Below are 24,504 nucleotides of genomic sequence, written 5' to 3' on the forward strand. Positions count from 1 at the left end.
GCCTAATACCAATTGAAAAAGCCCCAAGTACGTTTCAAAAGTACTTGGGGCTCGATCGATCCATAAAAAGCTTACTGTTCTTTTTCATTTGATTGATCTCTGCGCCAATATTCCATCCCTTTGACGCCAGGTAAATGATCCTGGTAAAAGACAGGGTCTTTTCCTTCCTTCCTCTGTCTACTGTAGTCTTTCAATGCAGCATAAGCTACTTTAGACAACCTGAAAATCGCATAGAGGTTGATCAATGCCATAATTCCCATTGTCAAATCAGCCAGTGACCAAACGAGACCAAATTCGGCTACAGCTCCGAATAATACCATTGCCAGCACAGCCAGGCGGTAAATGAACATGCCGGTTGTACTTTCCTTAATGAACTCAATATTGGTTTCTCCATAATAGTAGTTCCCAATGATAGAACTAAAGGCAAATAAGAAAATGGCAACAGCAATAAAGATCGCTGCCCATCGTCCCAACTGTGTTTCAAAGGCTAATTGTGTCAACTGGACACCATCGAGATCCGTAGTCACGTACTCCCCTGAGAACAGGATGATGACAGCTGTTGCACTGCAGATCAAGAGAGTATCGGTGAAAACGCCAAGGGTTTGGATTAAGCCCTGTTTGACTGGGTGTGATACCTCTGAGGTTGCAGCTGCGTTCGGTGCACTACCCATTCCGGCTTCGTTGGAGAATAAACCACGTTTAACTCCGACTAAGATCATCCCGCCAAAGGTTCCGCCGGCTATTTCTCTAAAACCAAAAGCCCCTTGAAAAATCATCCCAATCATTTCAGGAAGCTGTGGCAGATTTACGATTAGCACATATCCTGCCAGGATAATATAGAAAATCGCCATGATCGGGATAACAACCTGGGTCACTTGAGCAATCCGTTTCAGACCGCCGAAAATAATGAGAGCAGTAAGAATAGTTAGGATAATGCCCATCGTCCATCGCTCTATATCAAAAGATCGTTCAAATGCCAGCCTGATCGTATTAGATTGTACAGAGCTAAACACTAGGCCGTATGTAAACGTAATTGTTATGGCAAAGATGATTCCCAGCATTCGGTTGTTAAGCCCTTTTTCCATATAATAGGCTGGGCCACCCCGGTATTGATCTTTATCAGGTATTTTATATATCTGAGCCAGGGTACTCTCGATAAAACTCGAAGCACCGCCAAGGATCGCCACCATCCACATCCAGAATACGGCTCCAGGACCACCAACGGATATTGCCGCGGCTACACCCGCTAAGTTCCCTGTTCCTACACGGGATGCTGTACTGATGGTAAATGCCTGGAATGGGGATGTACCTTTCTTTCCGTCAGCTGATATCGCCCGCTTATCAAATAAAACGCGGAACATTTCAGGGATATAACGAAATTGGGCAAAATTCAGACGAATAGTAAAATAAAGACCAAGCCCTAAAAGTGCTGCAACAAGAATGTATCCCCACATCCAGCCATTTAGCGTGGATATTATTTCTTCCATTTCCCTCCACCTCCAAATTTTTTTGAAAAAATTTACATTAGGAATCTTTCCCTAATAAAATCTGAGTGAAACCTACCAAGTAAATTAGAAACAGATAAGACGACCAATATTTACTTTACCAATAATCGTACGAACTTAAAATAGGAATATGCGATTGAATTTTAAAAATAAAACTCATCATAGCTTTCACAAACTGTAAAGAAACGTGTCTCGACGGCTTATATTTTTATTGATTTTTTCAAAATCAGCTTGGCTTTCTATTAAAAAACTACAATCATTTATAAAACAGCCTTTTGTTTCAAACAAGAAGAAACTGAAAAATGAACTAAAAAAGCTACTCCTCTCTTAGTTCTAACTAAGAGAGGAGTAGCTTTTATCTTAGAATTCCGTGTTGAATATACCTAAGAGGCTCAGGCGTTCGTAAGTACGCACAAAAATGCTTGTAGAGAAAAACAAAGGTATTCATTCATCAGGGTTACGTTATACATTTATTTTTTATTCCTGTCTATTCGTCCGACTTCCACGGTAGCCCTGTTCCGAACATTTCAGCAAGTTCCTTGGATTCTTTTCTCCTCAAATTACGCTGTTCACGGCGTTTACCTGCACCTTCATGGAGCCATTTTTCTTCCTTCGATTCCGGATAGACCGGTGGAACCGGAGTCGGCTTGTTATGTTCATCAACAGCTACCATGGAAAGAAACGCTGTTGTACATACTTTTCTTTCACCCGTAAGTAAATTTTCCGTAATGGCTTTAACGAACACTTCCATTGAGGTGTTGTGAGTCCACGTTACAAAAGCTTCTAGACAAATCGTATCGCCTTCAAATACGGGCTGCAGGAAATCTACTGAATCAGTAGAGGCCGTAACAACCGGCTGGCGGCAATGCCTTACAGAGGCAATTGCTGCCACATCATCAATATAGGCCATCAACTTCCCTCCAAATAACGTCCCATGACTATTTGTATCTGGCGGGAGTACGTGTGAATTCTTTACGGCTAATGAATCAATGCAAGGTTTAGCTTCCATTGTCATCCCTCTCTTTCTTTTCTGGAATCGTTCCCTTCACCTATTATATCACTTTTCATCTGATGACATCCTTTTCGTTAATTTCATTTCAAAGGTTGCCCCGTTTTGACTCTCATTATTATAGGCCTGGATGGTCCCACCACTGCGTTGAACAATTGCACGTGAAATCGCCAACCCAAGACCTGTTTCCCCTTGTTTCCCTTTAATAAACCGTTCAAATAAGTGTGGCAGAAGCTCTTCTGGTATGCCGTCTCCATCATCAGTTACAAGAACCCGCAGTACATCCCCCTCAATATAGGAACGAAGGATCACTTCATGATTGGCATGACGGACACCATTTCCAATCATATTAATGAAGGCCTGAAGGATACGCTCCCTGTCCACAAACGTGTGAAAGGTACCATCTGCTTCAAGACGTAATTCGATATCCCTTTCCCTGGCAAGAGGGACTAGACGATCCTTTGCCTGATTGATGACATCGATCACATTCGTTTCTTCTGCGTGGTACACATCCTCATTGCTATCAAGCTTGGCTAACAAAATCATCTCATTGACAATCTTCTTCAACCGTTCTGTCTCACTAACAACGACCGTAAGCCCTTTTTCGGCTGCCTCCTTTTCAAAAACACCATCACGAATCCCTTCTGCGTACCCTTGAATAGCCATCAACGGGGTTTTTAGTTCATGGGAAGCATTTTGGAAAAACTGTTTTTGTGAGGTAATATAACGTTCCAGTTCATAAGCCATTTGCCGGACACTTTGTTCTACCTCTTTTATCTCTCCACTCGCTTTTACTGTCTGAACTTGAGAAAACTGCCGCTTTTCAATTTTCTTTACTTCCTGCTTCAATCGCGTAAGCGGAGTAACGAGTTTTTTTGTTAAAAAGTAACCCATAATAATGGCAAGCATCAACCCTATAAAGAAGACACCGATCATTCGCCCTGCAAAAATAGCTTGTACAACTTGCAGGTCATCAAATGGAGTCGCAATCACTAAGATCATACCGCTACTGCTAGGCTCAAAACCTAAGTCATATACTACATAGCTTTCACCCCGATGGCTTTCCCACACTTCTTCCTCAATGAGCTCACCGTCATAGTTTTCAACCCACGTTTTGGCCGTTTCAGCTGGAAGTGTACTGAATAAAACTTCTTCACCGTAACGATCGAATAATAACATAGGAAAATTACTGTCCTGAATGAATTTCGATAGTTGAGCCACTCTCTCTGAAGGATTCTGCTCATTTGCAATATTTTTTAGCACTTCAGCACGGCCTTCCAGCTGTCTCAATTCATCCTGCACAAGCAAGTCCATCAGCAAAGAATAGATAAAAAAAGCTGTAAGCGACATAATGACAATAATAATCGCAGTAAATGCAGCATTCAACTGATACAGGAGCTTCATGATGAACTCCTGTTCGACCTGAGCCGATAGCCATGACCCCAGACCGTTTCTAATGGGAGGTCTTTCATTTTTTTTCGAAGACGCTTCACTAAATCATCGACGGCCCGGTCACTGCCAAAGTAATCATCGCCCCAAACCTGAACAAGCAGTTCCTCTCTGCTAAAAGCACGGTTTTCCTGTTCAGCGAGGATTTTTAACATTTCAAACTCCTTTGTCGTCACCTCTATTTCCGTCTCCTGGAAATAGGCACTTCGCTCCGCATCGTTTAAGGTAAGTTCTCCGGCTTGTATAAGTTCAGCGGATCCTTCCTTTTCCGGCTTCATCACTTCCCACCGTTTTAAATGACGCTTCACTCTTGCTACCAGTTCCCTTGGGCTGAAGGGTTTTGTTAAATAGTCATCGCCGCCTAATTCAAGTCCTATTATTTTATCAACTTCTTCATCTTTCGCTGAGATAATCACAATCGGCACCTCGGATGTCTGCCGTACTTTTTTGCAAAATTCGTAGCCATCCATACCAGGAAGCATAAGATCAAGCACCCATAAGTCAGGCGGCTCTCCTTCAAACAGCTCCCAGGCTGTTTCCGCTGTTTCAAGCGCCTTGACTTTAAATCCCTCTTTCGCTAAATAGCCTGTGACAATGTCACGGATATTGGCATCATCTTCGACTAAACCAATTGTTTGATCCATATTATTTCACTCCTTACGATCAAGGCTTTTCTACATTTTCGCATACTTTTAAGAAGAGAACCTCTTTTACACACTTTTTCCACATTTACTCCAAAGTCATGCCATAACTCATCCGTAGAATAAAAATTGCAAGAGGGAATCAGTTCGTTATCTAAATTCATCGCTACAGTAATTCCATACTCTACTCTCTCTTATTTTTTCTAAGAAAGGGGCCATTAGAAATATGAATGATGAGAATAACAAAAAACCTAAACAGCACTATAAACGATCCGGTTTAGCTTATGGAGTATTAGGAGCTATTATAGCAGTGTTTTTTATAACAACTGTATTCCAATGGCAGGGGATCTCGATAAACATCAATACGAGTAAACCTACTGCCCAAGCTGATGAGTTACAACTAGGTAAAACTCAGGAAGCCGTAACACAGGCCGTCAATGAAACAGAAGAGTCTGTTGTAGCTGTAAGCAATATTCAGGAAAGTCCCCGCGGTTTACAAAAAGCCGGCACTGGATCTGGGGTCATTTACAAGAAAGACGGCGATCAAGCTTATATTGTGACCAACCATCACGTAGTAGCCAATGCTTCTGAAATTGAAGTGATTTTAAGTGATGGTACAAAAGTTAAAGCCGAATTGAAAGGCAGTGACCCACTAACAGACCTAGCCGTTTTACAAATAGATAGCGAACATGTCGAAGGGGTTGCAGAACTAGGGTCATCCGAAGACGTAGAGGTTGGCCAAACAGCCATAGCAATCGGTAACCCGCTTGGCATGGAATTCGCTGGTTCAGTCACTAAAGGAATTGTCAGTGGTCTTAACCGTGATATTCCAGTAGATATTAACGGAGACCAACAGCCAGACTGGCAAACCGAGGTGATTCAGACCGATGCCGCTATTAACCCAGGAAATAGCGGTGGGGCACTGGTTAATCTTCAAGGTGAAGTCATAGGAATTAATTCTATGAAGATCGCTAAAAAAGAAGTAGAAGGCATCGGCTTCGCTATTCCGATGAGTGTGGTCAAGCCAGTCATTAAAGACCTGGAAACTCAAGGAAGCGTGCAGCGACCTTACATGGGTATATCCCTGAAGGATGTAAGTGAAGTTCCGAGTCCCATTCTTGAAAGAGAATTGAACCTGCCAGGCAGCGTCCAGTATGGTGTTATCGTTGCCGGGGTGGAAAAGGGGACTCCTGCAGCTGATGCTAATCTACAAAAGTATGACGTGATTACAAAAATTGACGACGAGAAAGTAAAATCGCTCATGAGTTTACGCCAATACCTTTATAAGGAAGCCAAGATTGGCGAACAGGTAGAACTGACCGTTTACCGAAATGGTGAACCGATGAAAGTTTCACTCGAACTTTCCTCCCAATAAAATATAAATTTAACCTCTCTCTAAAAAGGACCTGTGACTAGAAGCACAGGTCCTTTTTTTATGTTGGCTAAAAAACGTTAAACCGCTTATTCAATTCAAAACTATACGGTTTTTCAGCCTGCCACTGCAGACCCCAGATAATTTAGAGAATGGGTGATAACAGTCTTGCTATCGCTTCTTTAAATTTAATCCATGTTGAGCGATTCTTATATAACTTAAAGGTCAATTTAGTTGAATCGGTAATATCTTCATGAAATCGGTCTGCTAACACGTGTGCAATCTTCGGATGGTATAAAAAAGCATTCACTTCAAAGTTTAATCGGAAACTGCGTACATCAATGTTAGCTGTACCCACTGAAGCGATATTGCCGTCCACAATAAGGGTTTTCGCATGTAGAAAGCCTTTTTGATAAATATAAACAGTTGCTCCCGCCTTTAACAATTCTCCGATGTTGGAATACGTTGCCCAATAAACGAAGGGATGATCAGGTTTATTAGGAATCATAATCCGCACGTCAACACCTGATAAGACAGCAATTCTCATGGCATCCAGCAAACTATCATCGGGAATGAAATAAGGTGTCTGGATATAAACGTATTCTTTTGCAGACATAATCATTTTGATATATCCATTCTTAATCTGTTCCCAGTCTGAATCCGGGCCGCTTGAGATGATTTGGACGCCAACATCCCCCTCAGCTTCCGCTTGAAAATAGCGTTCATCATAAAAAATATCATCCCTTGAGGCATGGTTCCAGTCTAAAATAAATCGGGTCTGCATATTGTTCACAGCCCCGCCTTTAATACGAACATGGGTATCACGCCAGTATCCAAAACGCTTACTATACCCTAAGTATTCGTCTCCAATGTTAAATCCGCCGATATAACCAATTTTGCCATCAATGATAGCCAGTTTGCGATGGTTACGATAGTTAATTTTCATATTTAGTTTAGGAATCAGCGGCGGAAAGAAGGTCTCGACCATTCCGCCTGCTTCTTCAATTCTTCTTATATATTTACGCCTCAATTTTCTTGAGCCCATATCGTCATACAGCAGCTTCACCTCTACACCTTGTTCCGCTTTCCTAACAAGGACATCAGCCAGCCGCTGTCCTAATTGGTCATCACGGACAATGTAGTAAAGAAGATGGATGTGTTCTTGTGCCTGTTCAAGATCTTCAAGTAAGGCATGAAATTTCTTCTGACCATCAGTAAAAATTTCCACTTCATTGTCTTGTGTAAGCAGTGCGTCATTATTTTTCAATTGCATATAGATTAAATCTTCATATGGAACAATATCTTCATGGTAAACTTTTAACGTATGGTCTTTAATGGAACGGAGCTGGTCCTGGACTGCTGTCAAAAGCCCTAAACGGCTCTTCTTATCCCAGGTAAAGATTTCTTTTTTACTTAATTTCCGTCCAAATATTAAATATAGAAAAAAGCCTGCAATTGGAATGAAGAGAAGAACCATTAACCAAGCCCAGGTTGAGCTTGCATCCCGGCGTTCAAGGAAGATAATAGCCAGTGCCAAAAGCACGTTTAATATGAGGATTACACTTAATACGTAAGGGAGAAAAATCACCTCATCCCCACCTTCCTTTTAGTAACACTATTGCTTATATACTATAGCACATTACAGGATATGACCTAAACAAGAAAAGCGGAAGGAAGCTAATGGGAAGTAATGTTTTTCGTATCTTGATCCCTAACTAAAATAAGAGGCATAACTCCAGACGAGTCAGCCTCTTTTGTACGTTTATTTAAGTTCCAATAAAATACCCTTAGAAGCGAGTTCCTTTTCTGCTTCATCTAACGCTTCGATTTGATCTGCCGAGATAGTATGTGTATGAATTCCATCTGTTAACTCAAGTAAAAACGACGCTTTTGTAGAATTGACCTGATCTATAAAACGCTGAACATCGCGGCGATTTGAAATGTTTAAACGAGCCGTTAGATCACCATAAACTGGATGCTCTACAACGACATCCTCTATCTTCACCCCATGATCCACCATAATCGTCAGTTCTGCCTCGGTTTGTTCAGCGGAGTGACAACAGACAATTGTTCGTTTAAACTTAGGAGCTGAATTCATTTTTGTTAAGTAAACATACCCTTGACTCGTTGCTACAATGGGCTCACCACTAGCTTTCAACAGAGAAACGTCTCCCACAATCACCTGCCTGGTCACGTGCATTTCTTTGGCAATAGAACTTCCTGTAAGAGGTTCGTCCCGTTCCTTTAATAAAGTTAATATATAATCTCTGCGTTCTTTTGCTTTCAGCTTAGAATCACTCATGTTAACGACTCCCTCGTACGTATATCTTACTTCCAGTTTATCATAATTGCTCAACTGGAAGAGAGGGGAAATCTTAGTCTGCTCTATGATTTCTTACATAATTCACTACATATAAACCAGTCCCCATCAGGACCATGGCCAAACCAAGCAGAAGGATATTATATAGCGATGTGGCTGTATCAGGAAGTCCCACACCTGAATAACCTACAGGCGGCTGGTCTGATGGCTCCGGGTTTTGTGACCTTGCAATGCTATCCTCTCCTTCTGCGGTAAATTTAATCTCAAACCTTCCCGCTAACCCCTGATAGTCGTTTCCTAACTCAAAAGGCATCTCCACGGTAAGAGTTAATCGATCTTCCTCGGAAACTTTCAGAGACCTCTTATCCAGTTCAGATAGTCCTTTTAATGAGCCAGCATATAATTGCATTCCCGTTTGATCTGTGACCTGTATCCGTAAGGCCCGGAATAATTTTTCTGATCCTCCGGCAAGTTTAGATACTGTTGTATAAGTAAAATCTCTGACCCCTAAATTCGAGATCTCAACTTGCCTTGTCATCGTGTCTCCTGGTTTTAAGTTACTCACCTCAAACAAAACTGATTCTGGAGAAGTCCCAATATTCACCTCTTTTTCCTCTTCAGCAGCTTGCACGCGATCTGAAAAAATAATTAGGCAGATAAAAGATAGACAAAGAGCACAGAAGATCTTCCATGATTTTTCCATTCGCTACTTATACCCTCCTTTCTTCTATACTTTCTCGTTCTCAATAAAGAACTTTAGATTATTATATAAGTTTCTAATAAAATATAAAACAGCTAAAAAACAGCTTATATTCGTTTTAAAGAACACTATCCTGCTGTTTTCTTAACGTAACACTATTTTACATTAAATTTCACAACTTTAACTGAGCACAACTGTTCTTTATAATGAATTTAAAAAGGGGGGTGCACTTATGTTTAAAAAACTAGGCATAGTCTTGCTAATGGCTGGGATTTCCTTAATCATTTATGCTGGAGAATCCCTATATCAATCATCAATGACGCAGTCAAACGCACTTAAAGAAGCGAAGCTACTAGTTAATAAGCTACCTAATAAAGTAACTGAGTCTCCTTCATTAGCTAAAGAATTATCTGAATTTAAATGGTGGATGGAACGTACACCTATCAAATGAGTCATGCAAAGATTGTCGATGCGGAAGATACAACAGTCATTCATTCCACCTATCCAGAAGAAATCTTAGTCCTCACAACCTGCTACCCTTTCAGTTTCATAGGAAACGCCCCAAAACGCTATATTATTTACGCCAAAAAAGCCTAAAAAACACCCACCTCAGGTCATCCAGAATATGGATGATCTGAGGTGGGTGTTATTACCTTTATTACTATTGCGTCTATAGCATGATCAAGAATACGTGTAGCCGCTTAGCTTCCATTGCTCGATTGAAAAGGTGCTTGCACCTAACGAGGTGAATAAAACAGCGTCATTCCCTTTCTGTGGAAAAATCCGTGATGTAAAGACCTCTTCTCCTCCATTGACGAAAACCTCAAGTGTCGAATGATCGATAAAGAGTCGAAGCTGGCTTAGTTCGCCATCGAGTTTAACCCTGCGAAATTCTGTTTTACTTTTATCTTCCAGATGGGGGCGGGATAATGTCAGGATTCCATCTTTTTTCTGGTAGCTAAAAGCAGCATAATGAAACAATTCAAGAGCAAACTGCTCTTCAATGTTTTCAAACTCGAGTTGAATTTCCACTGAGTTTCCTCCCACACCGCGTATCCCTTTCTGGTCATTCTCAATAGTAATATCAGAATGCAGTAAGACGGATTCCCGCATCTCCTTCAACTCTTCCAACGGCTTTTGCACGATCTGATTTCCCTCCCACTCCAGCTCTCGAGGAATGGTTAAACAATGGATCCAGCGGTTCTCAATCGTTGGATGCGCTTCTTCATATTGTTCAGGAACACCCATCCAGCCGAAAAGAATACGCCGCCCCTTTTCATCAAGCGTTGTTTGAGGGGCATAAAATTCAAACCCGCGATCCAATTCTTTAAACTCAGCGTGCGTGAAATCGCCTCGATTATAATCAAGAGTTCCTGTAAAGTAACCACTCTGATACCGATTATTGTAGGCCATTCCATTAGCTTTCAAGCCTTGAGGAGACACGATCAATACCCCTTGTCCTTCTAATTCAAAAAAGTCAGGGCATTCCCACATGTAGCCAAGTTCCCCAAGTTTTTGCTCGTAGGAACCAGTTATGTTCCCAACCAACTCCCAGTGTGTTAAATCTTCAGACCTAAACAGGACTGCCTTACCATGGCGTTTCTTACTTTGTGCCCCAATCACCATGTACCAGCTACCCTCTTTTTCCCAAACTTTCGGATCCCGAAAATCAGACGTGTATCCTTCGGGAAGATGGATGACGGGCCCTTTTTTATCAAAATGAATGCCATCATCTGAAACAGCCATACATTGGTATGTTTCTCCTTCACCCTGTTCATTCACTACATTACCCGTATAAAAAAGATACATTTTATCATCGTGGACCACTGCACTGCCGGAATAACAGCCATCTTTATCGAACCAACTAGAAGGTGTCAATGCAATTGGCTGTTGTTCCCAATTCACAAAGTCCTTTGAGGTACAATGTCCCCAAAACTTCTCCCCGTGCCCCGTATGAAAGGGCATCCATTGATAAAACAAATGAAAAACACCATTCCATTGAATTAAACCATTAGGGTCGCTAAGTAAACCGGCTGGCGGCATGTGGTGATAATTTAGCCTGTAGTGGTCTTGATTGACCCGCTCCTCATTCTCTTCTACTGTCGCTGCAGCTTTATTACGTAATTCTCTATCCTTAGCGTTCATGCTATTCCTCCAAGCTTTATAAGTAATGGGCAGCCTTAAAAGGGCTCCTCACTTTTCGTGGCCAGACCTAAGCTAATATGACTTTGAGGGTAAATTATTTTTTCCATTATGACAAGCTTTTCGGTATTATTACCGAACTGAAGGTAGCCTAGGAGTCCCCTAGGCTACCTTCATACATCTACTTATTTTGTTTTTACTGTCATAATACTCGTTTCCCCAGCAGTTGCAGTTTCATGATACGATGGCTCAAACTGTTCAATCACTTCGTCAAAATTTGTAATAATAACTGGCGTCGTGGTACTTTTGGCCTTTTTATTAACAAGATCCATGTCAAATGTAATTAAAGGATCTCCCGGCTGTACGCGGTCCCCAGCGTCAACATGGCCTTCGAACCCTTCCCCTTCCATCGAGACCGTTTCAAGTCCGATATGAACAAGTACTTCTACGCCAGACTTCGTTTTAATTCCCACTGCGTGTTTCGTGGGAAATACTTGAACAACCTCTCCGGCTACGGGAGTGACTACTTTTCCATCTGCAGGTTCAATGGCTACCCCATCCCCCATCATCCGCTGACTGAAAACCGGGTCTGGTACATCATCCAGGGAGACCACTTTCCCTGTTAATGGAGCCACAAACTGGTCCTCTGTACTTTTATTTCCACCAAATAGTTTTTTCAACATGCTAATCAAACCTTTCTATATTGAACAAAGCTACTTATACTTTCCCCTTGATCTCGATCGGTAAACGTGACGGAGTATATTGAGGACCAGCCTGCCCAAATAGAATGATGTCTTTTTACATGAAAAAGGGAGGATAGGACAAACTGATACAAAACAGCCTATCAAGGAGGATCCATATGCATTGGACAAAACCTGAACCTATGTGGAGAGAAGATACGAAGCTGCCCACATTTGAACCGCTAAAGCAATCAACCTCTACACCAATTACTATCGTTGGGGGCGGAATCACTGGAATTACAACAGCCTATATGCTGGCTAAAGAAGGGAAAAAGGTCACCCTCCTGGAAGCAGACGAACTGCTTAATGGCACAACCGGTCATACTACTGCAAAAGTAACGGCCCAACACGGACTTATTTATCACGAGCTTATTCAGCATTTTGGTGAGGAGGGGGCGGCTCTCTATTACCAAGCTCAGGAAGATGCTATCGCATTAATGGAAAAGCATATAAATGACCACTCAATTAAGTGTGATTGGACACGTGAAGACGCCTATATTTTCGCCACGACAGAAAAAGGGGCTAAAAAAATTGAAAGAGAACAGAAAGCTTACGAACGCCTTGATATAGCGGGGGAACATTTCGAAGAACTCCCTTTTGATACAGACACAACAGGAGTCCTGCGGATGCGCAATCAGGCTCATTTTCACCCTTTACATTATTTATCCCACTTAGTGGACGAGATTGTTTCGATGGGCGGGATGATTTATGAACATACGAAAGCAGTCGGTGTAAATGAAGGCGAGAATATCGAGATTGAAACAGGAAATGGATGTACAGTAACCAGCGATTACCTTATTTCCTGTTCTCATTTCCCTTTTAACGATAAAAAGGGAATGTACTTTAGCCGAATGTATGCAGAACGCTCTTATGTGATCGCTATCGAACCTGAAAATAAGTGGGAAAATGGGATGTATTTATCCATTGATGATCCTAAACGTTCGATACGTTCAGCAACATTCGAGGACAAAAATGTTTTGCTGATCGGTGGTGAAAGCCACCGAACCGGAGAAGGCGCCGATATGTCTTCCCACTACAAAACACTTGAAGAGTATGCCGCGCGAACATTCGGGATCAAAAATAAGTTATTCCAATGGTCCACACAGGATTTAACCACACTAGATAAGGTTCCATATATCGGACCTATTACAACGAATAATGAACGGGTTTTTCTCGCCACAGGCTTTAGAAAATGGGGAATGACGAACAGCACTGTTGCAGGACAATTGCTTACCGATTATATTATGAATCGTGAATCAGAGTACCACTCAGTCTTTACACCATCACGGTTCAAGAGTGACCCGAGCTTGAAACGATTTCTTTCCAACAACTTAAATGTCGCCGCCCATTTAGTTGAAGGTAAGGTTGAATTAGTGGATAAAGAGCCAAAGGATTTGAAAAAAGGTGAAGGCGCCGTCATCCAGTTTGATGGCAAGCGTGCGGGAGCTTTTAAGGATGATGAAGGTGAGCTTCATCTATTGGATACGACCTGTACTCACCTGGGCTGTGAGGTAGAGTGGAACAGTGGTGAACACACATGGGATTGTCCTTGTCACGGTTCCCGTTTCTCCTATGATGGTGCTGTTATGGAGGGGCCAGCCAAACGTCCTCTTGAAAAACTTTCCTTGGAAGACACGAAAGAAACCTATATTATTCCTGATGATCCAGAGGCTTTTGAAGAATCGACTGATCACCATTAGAAAGAGCGCTTAGCGGCGCTCTTTTTCTGTGGAGACCTTTTTCTTTCCAATTTTACTAAATTAGCTTAAAATGACTTCATTATATATTGTTTCACTACGAAAGGATTATGCTTATGGCAGATGAAAATAAACTGGGCGTCCTCTACACAGCAGGCGCTTATATTCTTTGGGGATTCCTCCCAATATATTGGAAATTACTTGAGCAGCTCCCCGCTTTTGAAATTTTGGCCAACAGGATCGTCTGGTCTTTCGTGTTTATGCTTGCCGTCGTTATCACTCTTAAAAAATGGAAGCCACTTCTCGCTGAAACAAAACGAGTTTGGGCGAACAAACGGAGTCTAATCGGGATAACACTCGCTTCGTTCACCATCAGCACTAACTGGCTCACCTACATATGGGCCGTAAACAATGACCACGTAGTGGAAGCAAGTCTCGGTTATTATATCAATCCGTTGGTCAGCATTCTTCTAGGCATGATCGTGCTGAAAGAGACTTTTTCTAAATCGCAGTGGCTCGCCTTTATGTTAGCCGCAGGCGGTGTGCTCTATATGACTGTCCACTTCGGTTCAGTGCCCTGGGTAGCCTTGTTGCTCGCTTTAAGCTTTGGTACTTACGGTTTGCTTAAGAAACTCGTTCCATTAAATGCTATGTTCGGACTTACCATCGAAACATTGATTGTCACTCCAATAGCTTTGATTTATCTTATGAATTCACAAGGCAGCCCCCCTGATATTGAATGGGTATCTGTAACATCGCTTCTTATTGTAGGGTCGGGGATCGCAACTGCCATTCCGCTATTACTGTTTGCCGCAGGAGCTACACGGATTCCCTTGTCTATGGTTGGCTTCTTACAGTATTTTGCCCCAACTATCATGCTGTTTCTTGGCGTTTTTCTTTATGATGAACCCTTTACAAGAGTGCATGTAGTATCGTTCACCCTGATCTGGGCGGGCCTTGCTGTCTACACGGTTTCCAGAATGAAACGGCTGCGAAAATATGAAGCGGCCGCTTAAAAGTAATTAGATTGATGAGCCCCGGCAGTTTAAGGTCGGGGCTCTTCCGTGTCCGCTTAATGATAGTAGATGTTACTTAGAATATGCGCAGCTGCATCTTGACCGGATAGGAACGCACTTTCAAACCTAGTTCTCCCTGCTTGATCATCCGGACGAAGAAACGCATCACCTGCCACTAACCACTTTCCTTGAGGATCTATGTTCAGAAAAGAATTAGCGTGAGTCGTGGCGGCCTGCGCACAGGACCAGGTCTTCAGCCGCTCTGAAACAAGATTTTGAAAATCTAAATAGGGTGAAGTCTTCTTTTTCATAACTTCAAGAACAGTATCTTCACTCTCATGTGACGCCGACCAATCAGCCGTCATATAGACACTAACCAGCGATGTGTTGGAAATACCCTTCTTTTGGTGGTCAACAATTCGTTCTACATCATCAGGTAGCTGTTTATCTATATGGCCATTTTCCGCAATGGGAGCTGGCTGATCAAACTGAAAGACTCCCACATAGGTAGGTTGGAACTCGAGATTTGTTAGCGTCTTATATACTGAGGCCTCTAGGTTGACTGAGCTGTTGTCCATCAGATTGACCGTTTGAGGGGCAGGCATTGTGAATAATATCCGCTTACTTTTGTAAGATTTACCGTCTGTTTCATATAATACAAAATCGTTGTCTTGATCCTCAATTGTAGTGATCGTTGTTGAAGTTACAGGATTCAAACCTTCCGATAAGCGTGATGCGAATGATCCCATACCATCAACTGACGTATAACGCGGATAGTCCTCCCCGAACCAGCGCCTCACCCAGCCTTTGGCCAGCCACCCCTGAACTTCACGCTGCAGTTCTTTTGTCCGGACTGTGAAAAATTGGGCTCCAAAATCTGCCGTTCCTTCAGCTGTAACGGAAGTCGCCAGCCTCCCCCCTACTTCAGGTTCTTTTTCCAGCAGCAACACGTTATTCCCCGCTTGTTTCAGCTTTTGTGCTGCAACAATTCCAGATATCCCTGCACCGATGATCGCTACATCGTACTTTTGCAAAATGGGTGCCCTCCTTTATATTCATGTCTGACTATACCCGATTCTTTGATTCTTCTACCTCTTCTATTCATATGAACTGCTTCATTAATTCTGACGCTGTTTCCTGAATTTACTGCTCCTGTGCGCCGATAAAAAGGCACCTCCCCAAATGAAGTGGGAGGTGCCTTTTTTACCAAATTTAAACTTTTTTCTTACGGAACTTACTTAATCCTTCATAAGCAAGCGGTACAATCAGCAATGTTAGCAATGTTGAGCTGGTTAATCCGCCGATGACGGTAATTCCTAATCCTTTACTGATAATTGATCCGCCCTCAAATCCTAACGCGAGCGGCAAGAGAGCTCCAATAGTAGCCAGTGCTGTCATTAGTATTGGCCGTAATCGTGTCATACCGGCGTCTAATAACGCCTCTCTTGTCGTAAAGCCTTCTTTTTCTTTATGAATTACTCGGTCAATTAAAACAATGGCATTCGTTACGACAATGCCGATTAGCATAAGAGCACCGATCATTGCGGAAATGCTAATGGTTTCCCCACTGATGAGCAATCCTAGAACTGCCCCGATAATCGTAAATGGCAGCGAGAAAAGGATCGCAAATGGTGCCAGCGCCCCGCCAAAGAAGATAACGAGTACGAGATAGACGATCGCAATTGCGGCAAGCATGGCTAAACCAAGCTGTGTAAATGACTCTTGAATATCTTGTGTCACACCGCCCATCGTCACTTCTAAGCCGGACGAAAGGTCAAGCTCGTCAATTTCACTTTGAACATCAGCCGATACGGATCCAATATCGTCAGTTGTGATTTTCGCACTGACGCTTGCATACACACGACCATCTTTCCTTGTAATGGTATCAGCTGTTGTTCCTTCTTCTACTTCTACAACTTCACTGATGGCAACAGATTTCCCAGTAGGTGATTGGATCTCACGGTCAGTGATATCACTAATATCTTCATAGTTTTCCTTTTCCACTTCTACATAAACATTCAGTTCTTCGCCATCCTGTTTAATCGTGGTGATCACTGGCTGCTCGCCATTTTGGTTCAACTCCATACCTAGTTGAGCAGCTGTTAATCCGAGTTCACTTAATTTTTCATGATTAGCCAAAAGTGTGTACTCTTCATATGATTCAGACAAGCTAGAGTCAATCCCAGTCAGATTATCTTGATCAGACAAAATGGATTGGACATCCTTAACTACAGGCTCAATTTCACTAATCGAGTCTCCGTAAACGAGAAGTTCAAGCGTACTGCTTGATCCTGTAGAAGAAAAGTCCTGTGTGGACCACTCGCCTTTTTCAGTCGCTTCTTGCAGATGATCAATGACTGTTTGACTTTCAGAGGAAAAGTTTTCCGTTTCACTGCTATATTCTACAAAGAATACAGCCTGATTTGACGCCCCAGGATTCATTGGATTTTCACCGCCAACTGAATACTGAATAGTTTTCGCTCCGTCTCTTCCTTCAAGATATTCCTGTGCATCTGTGGCGATACTCTCGACATCTTCTAATGTTTGACCGGGTTCCGGACTATAGGTGGCGATAACCATTTTCTGTTCCTGGGCTGGCAGGAAACTAACCCCAACGAATGGTACTAACGCTACACTTCCTGCCAAAATAACGAAGGCAATGAGCGTTGAAATGATTTTGTGATTAAGGGTTCGATTGAGCACAGAGCGATATGCTCTAGCTAGTCGGCCACCTTGATAATCATGATCAACTTTTTTCAATTTACCTTGTTTCAACAAGGAATGAGACATCATCGGTACAATCGTAACGGCCACAAGTAACGAAGCCAGCAGCGCAAATACAACCGTTAAGGCAAACGGTAGAAAGATTTGCCCCACTGTACCTTCTACTAATCCAAGTGGTAAAAATACAGCAATGGTTACAATCGTTGAAGATAAAATCGGCATAAACATTTCCCGGGTGGCGGACCGGACTAAATCTTTGCCTTTAAGTTTTTCACCTGGCAGTGACATGCGCCGGTATATATTTTCAACGACAACAATGGAATCATCTACTACCCTTCCAATTGCGACAGTCATCGCGCCCAAAGTCATGATATTTAATGTTATATCCATCTGCTTAAGGGCTAAGACAGCAATGAGTAAGGAAAGCGGGATCGATATGATAGAAATTAGTGTCGTTCTGAAATTACGTAAGAACAGAAGAATCACAATTACAGCAAATAACCCGCCGAACAAAGCTTTATTCAGCATCGTACTAACAGACTCTTCAATCGGCTCCCCTTGATCAAAAGAATAGACAAACTCTGTTCCGTCAAGTTCACCTTTAAATTCCTCTGTCTGTTCTTTCACTGCATTTACAACATCAACTGTATTCGCCTCTTGTGATTTAATCACTTGAAGCGAAATAGAATCCTCCCCATTGGTACGAGAAATAGACTCAGCTTGCCCTACCACTTCAATTTCAGCAAGGTCTCCCAGCGGTACAGTTGGGATACCGGCTTGTGCTGCCTGCTCAGCTGTCATGGCTCCTGCAGACGACTGATCCTGAGCCGGTATTTGCCCAGAAGGAGATCCTTGAGGAGACTGTTGTCCCTGAGATGGCGATTGGGCTGCAGATTGCCCCTGAGACGAAGGAACTGCTGGAATCTCCAAGTTTCGTAGATCTTCCACTGTCGTTAATTCACCATCAATGACGACTGACTTTTGAGTGTCATCAAACGTATATAAGCCAAGCGGGAAGGAAACATCCGAGCCTTGAATCAGTTTCGTAACTGTTTCACCATCCATTCCGCGCTCTTTTAAGGCAGCTTCATCATAATCAATCCGAATCTCCTGGACTTGCTGACCGGAGACTTGAATATCTGCTACGCCTTCAATCCCTTCTAGTGCCGGCACAATTTGCTCTTCTACTGTTGTCGTTAGCTTTTCTAATGATTGATCTTCATTGATAACACTTAAACTGACTACAGGAAAGGCGCTAAAACTCAGCCGACTGACTGAAGGTTCCTGTGCTGACTCAGGCAGTGACACTTTCGCAACTGCATCTTTTAATTCATCCTCAGCTTCATCTAGATTCTTATCAAAGGTGTACTGCAGTTGAAGAGAAGAAGCATTTTGATACGATGTAGAACTGACTGTCTTCACTCCACTCAATTGACTGACCTGTTGTTCTATAGGCTTTGAGATTTCTTCAGCAACCTCTTCTGGTGTAGCTCCAGGATAAACGGTAGACACCGTAATGATAGGTGGTTCAATATCCGGAATCGTTTCTAGTTTCATATTTAAACCTGAATATAAACCTGCTATGGTTATAATAATAGTCATTAACCAGATCGCAAATTTATTGTTCATAGAAAAATTAATTATCTGTTTCATACAAACCCCTCCCCCAATTTGACCAGTTAGTCATAACAAACTATAATATAAATGACTAAACGGTCATAAGTCAAGAGAGGAACTCGTTTGAATTTAACTAAGGAGTCATCACAATATGGAAGATAAAAGCATTTTCATTATCGAACACGCTATTAAACTATTTGCAAACAAAGGATTCAGTGCCACTTCCGTCCAGGAAATTGCTAATGAGTGTGGTATTTCTAAGGGAGCCTTTTATTTGCATTTTAAATCAAAGGATGCTCTTTTATTAGAGATTTTTTATTATTATTCTAGAAAAATTCAGCTCAAAACAGATGAAATTGAAGCAGAAGATTTACAGCCGCGTCAAAAATTCATTCAAAAACTCTCCGTTACATTTGAAGAGATTATCACACATCGTGAATTTATAATTATGCAAATACGAGAGCAGGCCATTCCCTTCAATCACGATATTGAGGAATTTTTGCGCCACATGAGATTCAATTCTTATCATTTTTACAAAAAGAACCTGATTGATATCTACGGGGATCGTATTAACGAATTCGTATGGGAAGTCACTCTCATTTTGCAGGGGATATTTAAAACGTATATTGACTTAATAATAATAGAGAATGTGAAGTTTGATATTAAACGACTTTGTGAAGAAATGTTAAAACGTGCAGATTATATTGTTGAGGGGTTCAAACACAATAATGACCAACCAGTCATTACCCATGAGCTTATGAGTGAGATCATTCCTGATGATTTCTATTCTCGGCAGTTAGAGCTCATGAAACATACATTAGAGGAAAAACAGGCGGCTGCTCCAAAAGAAATCCAGGACACCATTGCTGTATTACTGGAAGAACTTATCAGAACGGAGCCTCGTACCGCCGTCATTAAGGGAATGCTGACAAATCTTGAAGAAGAGGATGGATTCCAGCAAATAGTCGGGCAGATTCGTTCCTATTTTCATGTGTAACCTGCCACAACCAGGCATCATCGAGGTTCGTGGCTGCCTTCCTCTTCCATTTGCTCGGCTTCAATGATTTCATCAAGGATAGGATACACGGATTCTACACCCTTTTGTGCGATTAGACATGCCACTCCCAATGTTGTCGACCAAAAGGACTCAGGAATGTAAGGATTCTTTAAACCGGCGGGCTGGAACAACGCCCGGTAAATTCGATTAACGTGCTGCTCTGTTGTTTGAGAATCCGTTTCACGTTCGCCTCGTGCCAGCAGAAACACATAACGCATCGACTGAAATAAGTTATCACCCGGCATAAACGTGTATTCTTTAAAAAATTTCACCTGTTTCTCAGTTTCCTGCTTTAAGCCGGAACCCACAGCCAGATCATCTAAATGTTCATGCAAATGCCGATACACTTGTTGAAAAATTCTGCGCTTCTCCTCCTGCATCACCTTATCTGTATAAATGCTTTGTAATTTTTCAAAGGCAGTTTCTTTTGTCCAAGTCATAGGAATCACCTCTTCATTCTTATTCGATAAAAGTATTTTCATTCCTTCCAAAGCCAAAGTTCTTAGCCTCCCATTCTACCGAACCATATAGCTCCGGGAGAGATGACGAGTGTTCCTTTAATAAGTCGGGAAGGTGCGGTACGATTTTATTCCAAACCATCGGGTTAGCTGCCATGGCTTGAAAGAGAGCCTTCTCGTCCCGTGACCATGGCCTCATGGATTGAATGTAATCAAGAGTTAATCGATAGCCTGGCTCTAATTGTTCGTCCCGCTTTTGCTTAAATTCAGCCATCACATGATCCCAGGATCTCCCTTCATCATGTTTCTGTATAGCCTCCGCCAACAAGAAGGACTGCATGAATGCATCGTTTATTCCGAGGCCAGTACTCGGGTCTTTACTATGAGCAGCATCTCCAATTAAAGCCCATCCTTCTCCAGCCGGCTCCCGAAAAAAATTCGGTACGCCGGGTGTACCGACGATTTTCCCTTGCAGCGAAGCCCTTTGCAACCGTTTTTCCATCCCATAGAAAGATTGATAAATCTCTTTAAATTTATGAGAATTTTTCACCATCTCCTTGAACTCTTCAGAGTGAACTTCCAGCCCTAAGCAGTCGATACCCGGCTCCATCGGAAAGAGGAAACCAATTCTTCCTTCATTAAGAAAAATCTCTGTTGTTGGCTCCGTTAACGGTTCAATCCCATGATAATAGCCGTAAAATACCGGCCGCTGTGGTGAGTGGAAACCGTACTTGCCTGCTTGAACGTTTTCGGCAATGAACGAATGTCTGCCATCTGCTCCTACCACTAGTGAAGCATGAATCCGCTTCGTCTCTCCCGTTTTATCCACGGCTTCCACACCTATCACACGCTGTTCATCAGTTATCAAGTCTTTAACCGTACAGCTTTCAAGCAGCTCCACTCCCTCATTACTGCAGGCTTTCGTCAAAAGTACATCATCTAAATGACTACGCTTAGGAATGATCGTATAGAAATCCCTTGGTCCTTCCACAAAGCTATCACCGACATATGTACGCATTCTATTAATCTTACGCAATCCAGTAGATTCCACTTCTTCTCGGACACCAAGCTTCTCCAAATAATGCACATGGGACAGATGATGTGTAGATAACGTATCACTAGGAAAGGATGCCTTATCAATCAGAAGGACCCGTTTCCCCATTTGTCCAAGTAAAATCGCCAGACTCGCACCAGCGACTCTTGCTCCCACGATCACAATATCCACACGTTGTTCCATAAATCCGCACCTCGTCCTCACTCTATTTCCTCTAGCGTAACGTTTTTTTGCAATAACAGCCAGTTATGAGTTTGAAACGAGTGAACACATGAATTGGATATTTATACATAAAAAATGACTCCCATCTAAGGGAGCCTCTTTTTACTTGAAATTCCATTCATTTTCTACGTTGTGATTTTTGTCCATAACCTGCAGACGGCTTGGCTTATTGTTCTCTGCCAGTTCTGTTGCCTTTTCGACGGCTGTATCTCGTTCGTCGTATAAGTCTGTCGGGGCTACGTCCTCAATTTTCACAAACCAGCCTGTAACATCCTTATTAGGTACCACACTATATTCCTTCATCAAAATCTCTCCTCTCCTCATTGCTCTATTAGATGTTTTCCCAGCATAGTTGTCTGTCAAACGTTCCTTCCTATTGCAAAAATAGTTTGACAATATTTACTTCTGCTTTTATAATTCGTAACATACATTTAAAAACAATATTCTATCTTGGCTGTATCGAAAGAATTCGTTAAAAGGCTTCATGCTTGTGATGATTGGAAAAATTAATTGAATATCTCTTATCGAGAGTGGCAGAGGGACTAGGCCCTGTGATGCCCGGCAACCTTCAAGCATTCGGCTTGAAAAGGTGCTAATTCCTACAGATCGAAGGATGGATCTGACAGATAAGAGGAGGAATATATACATACGCCCTCTTCTTATTACAGAAGAGGGCTTTTTATATGGAATTTTACATTAAGGAGGGATGATGCATGTCATTGCATAACCCTGTCGAACAGAAACAGTCTGTGGCAAAAGTTTCAATCGAAGACTTCACATTTGAATCTGGTGACACACTCTCCAAGATTGAGCTGGCATATGAACACTATGGCCCTGAGGGAGCCCCGGTTATTTTACTCTGCCATGCTTTAACTGGAAATCAGTACGCTGTCGGTTCAAGTGAAAATCCCGGCTGGTGGGCAGGATTGGTTGGAGAACAATGTCCGATTGATATCACTCAGTATCAAGTCATCACCTTTAATGTGCTGGGAGGGTGTCACGGTTCAACTGGACCGGCAAGTATAAATCCTGAAACTGGCGATCTTTACCGTCTTGACTTCCCTGAAGTAACGATTCGTGACATGGTTCACGCCCAGTATAGGGCCCTGCATCAGTTAGGGTATACCGAATTACATGCGGTCGCTGGCGGATCTCTGGGAGGGATGCAAACGCTCGAATGGGGTTTGCTCTATCCTGATTTCATGAGGCAGCTCTTCGTATTAGCTGCGACCCCTTATTTGAGTGATTATGGAATCGCCTTTAATCATATTGGAGCAAGGGCCATACAAGATGATCCAGCGTTTAAGGAGGGATATTATTCATCTAATGATACGCTTCACGGCTTTGAAGTTGCCCGGATGGCCGGCATGGTCACCTACAGAAGTGCTCCACTTTTCCAAAAAAGATTTGCAAGAGAGCAAGAGGATGCCCTTTATTCAATTCAATCCTATTTGAATTATCAAGGGGAAAAAATAAAGCAGCGTTTTGATGCCAACAGCTATCTGTATTTGTTAGAAGCGATGAACAACCATGATATTAGAAAAGGTCGAGGCAGCTTACAAGATACAGCTGCTGCCTATAAACCAGCCTTATTTACAGTAAGCTTTGAGCATGATCTGCTTTATCCAAAAGAACTGATTCAGCCCTTCTCCCATCATGCGTTAAATGGGGAACATTATCATGTGAAAACAGATTATGGACATGATGGATTTCTCGTGGAATTTGGAGAATGGGGAGCATGGATAAGTGATAAATTGAACGAGGAGGGAACTAACTATTGACTATTAAAGCAGCCATATTGGGATTTGGGACAGTCGGAGAGGGAGTCTATCAAATCCTGCAAACGAAACGAGACCATTTAACCAAATTAGCAGGAGCCCCTATCGAACTATGCGGCATCCTCGTAGATAACTTGTCTAAAGAACGCGAGCTCCCCCATTCTGTTTTCGTCACGGATCAATATGAGCAGATTCTTGCCCAGAAGCCTGATGTGATCTTTGAAGCCATCGTCGGCGAAGAACCATGTTTCTCCTATTTAACAAAAGCTGTTGATCGACACATCCATGTCGTTACAGCGAACAAAGTGATGTTTGCCAAATACGGAACCCGTTTATTGGAGCAGGCTGCCCAAAAAGTAGGAATTGGCTACGAAGCGACGACAGCGTCCGGCACGCCTATCCTTGGAACCATCACAAGGCTCCTCCAGGCAAATTCAATCACGAAAATAGAAGCGATTTTAAACGGGACAAGTAACTATATTCTTTCATCCATTCAGAATGAAGGAAAAGGTTTTCAGGAAGCGTTAGAGGAGGCTCAAAAACGAGGATTTGCCGAGGCTGACCCGACGAATGACATTAAAGGTTACGATGCCTTTTACAAATTAATGATTCTGAGTCAGCTTATCTATCAAAGCCAGCCAAGCTGGGAGTCGGTTCCCTGTGAAGGAATTGATCATATAACCGCAGATCAATTCAATGATGCTCAACAACAGGGAAATAAAATTCGTCATATCGCTTCGATTGAAGAAGTAAATGGTGAACTTCATGCCAGTGTAAAACCGCAAGTCCTGTCTCCTTCTCACGGGCTTCATTCGATAGATGGAGTTGATAATGCCATTCATCTTTTCGGAGATTTAGTTGGTCCTTTGACGCTCAGAGGACCAGGAGCAGGCCAATTAGCGACAGCCAGCGCCATGGTGGAAGATTTTCTTTATATTTGGCAATCTTACCCGGCCAAACAACTATTATATTAAATAAGAGCCCTTGACGAAGCTGCGTCAAG

At 42.4% G+C, this 24,504-nt stretch carries 22 protein-coding genes and 1 riboswitch; of the genes, 8 read left to right on the top strand and 14 right to left on the bottom strand.

Going from position 1 to position 24,504, the window contains the following annotated elements:
* Positions 1-71 precede the first annotated feature (71 nt).
* The 4 genes from P9989_RS19660 to P9989_RS19675 all read right to left on the bottom strand — a co-directional run bounded on the left by P9989_RS19660 (position 72) and on the right by P9989_RS19675 (position 4,607).
* Entirely contained in the window at positions 72-1,487 is a 1,416-nt protein-coding gene (locus P9989_RS19660; protein ID WP_283076536.1) for an alanine/glycine:cation symporter family protein, read from the bottom strand.
* Between the two features lie 505 nt (positions 1,488-1,992).
* A complete protein-coding gene (locus tag P9989_RS19665; protein ID WP_283076537.1) occupies positions 1,993-2,514 on the bottom strand; it encodes an acyl-CoA thioesterase in 522 nt (173 codons plus the stop codon).
* Between the two features lie 48 nt (positions 2,515-2,562).
* Entirely contained in the window at positions 2,563-3,918 is a 1,356-nt protein-coding gene (locus P9989_RS19670; RefSeq protein WP_283076538.1) for a sensor histidine kinase, read from the bottom strand.
* A complete protein-coding gene (locus P9989_RS19675; protein ID WP_283076539.1) occupies positions 3,915-4,607 on the bottom strand; it encodes a response regulator transcription factor in 693 nt (230 codons plus the stop codon). Before P9989_RS19675 ends, P9989_RS19670 begins: the two co-directional genes overlap by 4 nt.
* Before the next feature lie 223 nt (positions 4,608-4,830).
* Here P9989_RS19675 and P9989_RS19680 point away from each other — a divergent pair, with 223 nt between their 5' ends.
* Positions 4,831-5,979 carry a S1C family serine protease gene (locus P9989_RS19680; RefSeq protein ID WP_283076540.1) on the top strand — a complete coding sequence of 383 codons (1,149 nt, stop codon included), beginning with the start codon at positions 4,831-4,833 and terminating at the stop codon, positions 5,977-5,979.
* 142 nt (positions 5,980-6,121) lie between these two features.
* Here P9989_RS19680 and cls read toward each other — a convergent pair whose 3' ends face one another.
* From cls to P9989_RS19695, 3 genes are all read right to left on the bottom strand, one after another.
* Positions 6,122-7,564, bottom strand: a complete 1,443-nt coding sequence (cls, locus tag P9989_RS19685; RefSeq protein WP_283076541.1) for a cardiolipin synthase — start codon at positions 7,562-7,564, stop codon at positions 6,122-6,124.
* A 174-nt stretch (positions 7,565-7,738) separates the two neighbouring features.
* Entirely contained in the window at positions 7,739-8,278 is a 540-nt protein-coding gene (locus P9989_RS19690) for a transcription repressor NadR (RefSeq protein ID WP_283076542.1), read from the bottom strand.
* Positions 8,279-8,351: 73 nt separating this feature from the next.
* Positions 8,352-8,999, bottom strand: a complete 648-nt coding sequence (locus P9989_RS19695; protein WP_283076543.1) for a TasA family protein — start codon at positions 8,997-8,999, stop codon at positions 8,352-8,354.
* 229 nt (positions 9,000-9,228) lie between these two features.
* On the opposite strand from P9989_RS19695, the gene P9989_RS19700 reads away from it, so the two are divergent.
* On the top strand, positions 9,229-9,447 hold the full coding sequence (locus P9989_RS19700) for a hypothetical protein (protein ID WP_283076544.1): 219 nt from the start codon (positions 9,229-9,231) through the stop codon (positions 9,445-9,447).
* The gene (locus P9989_RS19705; RefSeq protein WP_346274872.1) at positions 9,444-9,593 is read left to right on the top strand and encodes a sortase domain-containing protein; all 150 of its coding nucleotides are present in this window, start codon (positions 9,444-9,446) and stop codon (positions 9,591-9,593) included. Before P9989_RS19700 ends, P9989_RS19705 begins: the two co-directional genes overlap by 4 nt.
* 84 nt (positions 9,594-9,677) lie before the next feature.
* Here P9989_RS19705 and P9989_RS19710 read toward each other — a convergent pair whose 3' ends face one another.
* Together P9989_RS19710 and P9989_RS19715 are read right to left on the bottom strand one after the other, a co-directional pair.
* Complete coding sequence (locus P9989_RS19710) at positions 9,678-11,141, bottom strand: glycoside hydrolase family 32 protein (RefSeq protein ID WP_283076545.1); 1,464 nt, start codon at positions 11,139-11,141, stop codon at positions 9,678-9,680.
* Between the two features lie 182 nt (positions 11,142-11,323).
* A complete protein-coding gene (locus P9989_RS19715) occupies positions 11,324-11,821 on the bottom strand; it encodes a PTS sugar transporter subunit IIA (protein WP_283076546.1) in 498 nt (165 codons plus the stop codon).
* Positions 11,822-11,997: 176 nt separating this feature from the next.
* Between P9989_RS19715 and P9989_RS19720 the strand changes: the two genes are divergently transcribed.
* Positions 11,998-13,578 (top strand): FAD-dependent oxidoreductase, encoded by a 1,581-nt coding sequence (locus P9989_RS19720; protein ID WP_283076547.1) that lies wholly within the window; start codon positions 11,998-12,000, stop codon positions 13,576-13,578.
* Between the two features lie 113 nt (positions 13,579-13,691).
* On the top strand, positions 13,692-14,591 hold the full coding sequence (rarD, locus tag P9989_RS19725; RefSeq protein WP_283076548.1) for an EamA family transporter RarD: 900 nt from the start codon (positions 13,692-13,694) through the stop codon (positions 14,589-14,591).
* 56 nt (positions 14,592-14,647) lie between these two features.
* On the opposite strand, the gene P9989_RS19730 is transcribed toward rarD, so the two are convergent.
* Positions 14,648-15,625, bottom strand: coding sequence for an NAD(P)/FAD-dependent oxidoreductase (locus P9989_RS19730; RefSeq protein ID WP_283076549.1), 978 nt, complete (start codon positions 15,623-15,625; stop codon positions 14,648-14,650).
* 178 nt (positions 15,626-15,803) lie between these two features.
* A complete protein-coding gene (locus P9989_RS19735; RefSeq protein WP_283076550.1) occupies positions 15,804-18,968 on the bottom strand; it encodes an efflux RND transporter permease subunit in 3,165 nt (1,054 codons plus the stop codon).
* Between the two features lie 115 nt (positions 18,969-19,083).
* Here P9989_RS19735 and P9989_RS19740 point away from each other — a divergent pair, with 115 nt between their 5' ends.
* The gene (locus tag P9989_RS19740) at positions 19,084-19,929 is read left to right on the top strand and encodes a TetR/AcrR family transcriptional regulator (protein WP_283076551.1); all 846 of its coding nucleotides are present in this window, start codon (positions 19,084-19,086) and stop codon (positions 19,927-19,929) included.
* 17 nt (positions 19,930-19,946) lie between these two features.
* On the opposite strand, the gene P9989_RS19745 is transcribed toward P9989_RS19740, so the two are convergent.
* The 3 genes from P9989_RS19745 to P9989_RS19755 all read right to left on the bottom strand — a co-directional run bounded on the left by P9989_RS19745 (position 19,947) and on the right by P9989_RS19755 (position 22,026).
* A complete protein-coding gene (locus P9989_RS19745) occupies positions 19,947-20,429 on the bottom strand; it encodes a hypothetical protein (RefSeq protein WP_283076552.1) in 483 nt (160 codons plus the stop codon).
* Between the two features lie 19 nt (positions 20,430-20,448).
* Entirely contained in the window at positions 20,449-21,684 is a 1,236-nt protein-coding gene (locus P9989_RS19750) for an NAD(P)/FAD-dependent oxidoreductase (protein WP_283076553.1), read from the bottom strand.
* 141 nt (positions 21,685-21,825) lie between these two features.
* On the bottom strand, positions 21,826-22,026 hold the full coding sequence (locus P9989_RS19755) for a DUF2188 domain-containing protein (protein WP_283076554.1): 201 nt from the start codon (positions 22,024-22,026) through the stop codon (positions 21,826-21,828).
* A gap of 215 nt (positions 22,027-22,241) precedes the next feature.
* Positions 22,242-22,356: riboswitch (SAM riboswitch) on the top strand.
* 80 nt (positions 22,357-22,436) lie between these two features.
* Here P9989_RS19755 and metX point away from each other — a divergent pair.
* Both metX and P9989_RS19765 read left to right on the top strand, forming a co-directional pair.
* Positions 22,437-23,504: a homoserine O-acetyltransferase MetX gene (gene metX, locus P9989_RS19760; RefSeq protein WP_283076555.1), complete on the top strand. Its 1,068-nt coding sequence runs from the start codon at positions 22,437-22,439 to the stop codon at positions 23,502-23,504.
* Positions 23,501-24,475: a homoserine dehydrogenase gene (locus P9989_RS19765; protein WP_283076556.1), complete on the top strand. Its 975-nt coding sequence runs from the start codon at positions 23,501-23,503 to the stop codon at positions 24,473-24,475. Before metX ends, P9989_RS19765 begins: the two co-directional genes overlap by 4 nt.
* Positions 24,476-24,504: the final 29 nt, after the last annotated feature.

It is taken from the genome of Halobacillus naozhouensis (assembly GCF_029714185.1).
In the GTDB taxonomy this organism is placed as follows: Bacteria; Bacillota; Bacilli; order Bacillales; family Halobacillaceae; genus Halobacillus_A; species Halobacillus_A naozhouensis.

Excerpts from the sequence above, each read along its gene's own strand:
- P9989_RS19660 (WP_283076536.1), bottom strand. The coding sequence starts at position 1,487 with ATGGAAGAAATAATATCCACGCTAAATGGCTGGATGTGGGGATACATT.
- P9989_RS19665 (WP_283076537.1), bottom strand. The coding sequence starts at position 2,514 with ATGGAAGCTAAACCTTGCATTGATTCATTAGCCGTAAAGAATTCACAC.
- P9989_RS19670 (WP_283076538.1), bottom strand. The coding sequence starts at position 3,918 with ATGAAGCTCCTGTATCAGTTGAATGCTGCATTTACTGCGATTATTATT.
- P9989_RS19675 (WP_283076539.1), bottom strand. The coding sequence starts at position 4,607 with ATGGATCAAACAATTGGTTTAGTCGAAGATGATGCCAATATCCGTGAC.
- P9989_RS19680 (WP_283076540.1), top strand. The coding sequence starts at position 4,831 with ATGAATGATGAGAATAACAAAAAACCTAAACAGCACTATAAACGATCC.
- P9989_RS19690 (WP_283076542.1), bottom strand. The coding sequence starts at position 8,278 with ATGAGTGATTCTAAGCTGAAAGCAAAAGAACGCAGAGATTATATATTA.
- P9989_RS19695 (WP_283076543.1), bottom strand. The coding sequence starts at position 8,999 with ATGGAAAAATCATGGAAGATCTTCTGTGCTCTTTGTCTATCTTTTATC.
- P9989_RS19700 (WP_283076544.1), top strand. The coding sequence starts at position 9,229 with ATGTTTAAAAAACTAGGCATAGTCTTGCTAATGGCTGGGATTTCCTTA.
- P9989_RS19705 (WP_346274872.1), top strand. The coding sequence starts at position 9,444 with ATGAGTCATGCAAAGATTGTCGATGCGGAAGATACAACAGTCATTCAT.
- P9989_RS19710 (WP_283076545.1), bottom strand. The coding sequence starts at position 11,141 with ATGAACGCTAAGGATAGAGAATTACGTAATAAAGCTGCAGCGACAGTA.
- P9989_RS19715 (WP_283076546.1), bottom strand. The coding sequence starts at position 11,821 with ATGTTGAAAAAACTATTTGGTGGAAATAAAAGTACAGAGGACCAGTTT.
- P9989_RS19720 (WP_283076547.1), top strand. The coding sequence starts at position 11,998 with ATGCATTGGACAAAACCTGAACCTATGTGGAGAGAAGATACGAAGCTG.
- rarD (WP_283076548.1), top strand. The coding sequence starts at position 13,692 with ATGGCAGATGAAAATAAACTGGGCGTCCTCTACACAGCAGGCGCTTAT.
- P9989_RS19735 (WP_283076550.1), bottom strand. The coding sequence starts at position 18,968 with ATGAAACAGATAATTAATTTTTCTATGAACAATAAATTTGCGATCTGG.
- P9989_RS19740 (WP_283076551.1), top strand. The coding sequence starts at position 19,084 with ATGGAAGATAAAAGCATTTTCATTATCGAACACGCTATTAAACTATTT.
- P9989_RS19745 (WP_283076552.1), bottom strand. The coding sequence starts at position 20,429 with ATGACTTGGACAAAAGAAACTGCCTTTGAAAAATTACAAAGCATTTAT.
- P9989_RS19750 (WP_283076553.1), bottom strand. The coding sequence starts at position 21,684 with ATGGAACAACGTGTGGATATTGTGATCGTGGGAGCAAGAGTCGCTGGT.
- P9989_RS19755 (WP_283076554.1), bottom strand. The coding sequence starts at position 22,026 with ATGAAGGAATATAGTGTGGTACCTAATAAGGATGTTACAGGCTGGTTT.
- metX (WP_283076555.1), top strand. The coding sequence starts at position 22,437 with ATGTCATTGCATAACCCTGTCGAACAGAAACAGTCTGTGGCAAAAGTT.